Below are 1227 nucleotides of genomic sequence, written 5' to 3' on the forward strand. Positions count from 1 at the left end.
CTCCGGAAGCGCGCCCCCAACAACCGCCCCAGCCGCGTCAGCACCCTGTCCCCCGCCAGGTGCCCATACCGGTCATTCACCCGCTTGAAGTGGTCCACATCCAGGAAACACAACGCCAACGGGCGCTGCTGACGCTGGGCCTCCGACAGCCTCGCCCTCAGCCCCTCGATGAACGGCCGCCTCAACAACAACCCCGTCAACGCATCCCGCTCCGCCCGCTCCCGCGACAGCCGCGCCCGCTCCAGCCGCGCCTGCACCCTCGCCCTCAACTCCTCCTTCAACACCGGCTTGGAGATGTAGTCGTCCGCCCCCGCCTGGAACGCCGCCAGCCGGAACTCCAACCCCAGGTGCGCCGTAATCAACAACACCGGCAACTCCTGCCACGCCGGCGTCGACCGCAGGATGCGACACAAATCAAACCCGCTCGGCCCCGGCATCTGCACGTCCAACAACAACAGGTCCGGCCGATGCTCCGCCAACGCCTCCATCAATTGGTGCGCATCCCCCAACCCCACCACTTCCACCTGCTCGCTCGCCAGCGAGTGCACCAACGCCGCAATCGCCTCCGGGTCGTCGTCCACCACCAACACCCGCGCGCGCTCCGGCCGCCGCGCCGCCACCATCCGCTCCGCCGCCGCCGCGAAGTCCTGCGCCGTGAAGGGCCTCGGCAGGAACAACGACGCCCCCGCATGCGCCGCCGCCACCCGGTCCTCCAACCCTCCCGCCGCCTCCGTGAAACCCAGGGGCAATGAACCCAGGCCCTCCACCGACCGCAATTGATGCGCCGCCTGGATGCCCCCCATCTCCCCACCCAGATGCATGTGGATGAGCACCCCATCCACCCACTGCTTGCGCGCCACCGCCACCGCCTCGCTCGCCGTCCGCGCCGGCAACACCCGCACCACGTGCGCACGCCCCAACCGCTCCGCCTCCGCCAACACCCGCGCGTCCTCGTCCACCACCAACAACACCCCCTCCGTCGGCAACACCGCCGCGGGGCCCTCCTTTCGCGCGGACTTCACCGGCACCGACGCCGTCCTCGCCAGCTCCCGGAACGCCGCGTCCACCACGCCCCAGTCCAACCGCGAGACGTCCTTCGCCGACCGCAGCACGTCCTCCAGCCGCCCCGCCGACAGGCTCACCTCCGTGAACCCATAGCTGCCCGCCGTCCCATGCAGCTTGTGCACGACGAGCGTCGCCTCCTCCAACGCCTCCCGCCGCCCCACC

1 protein-coding gene is annotated in these 1227 nt (G+C 70.6%); it reads right to left on the reverse strand.

The genetic code is table 11. From position 1 onward, the window contains the following. A partial coding sequence (locus FJV41_RS49180; RefSeq protein WP_141649513.1) for a response regulator occupies positions 1-1227 on the reverse strand: 1227 nt, incomplete at both ends.

Source organism: Myxococcus llanfairpwllgwyngyllgogerychwyrndrobwllllantysiliogogogochensis, from assembly GCF_006636215.1.
GTDB lineage: Bacteria > Myxococcota > Myxococcia > Myxococcales > Myxococcaceae > Myxococcus > Myxococcus llanfairpwllgwyngyllgogerychwyrndrobwllllantysiliogogogochensis.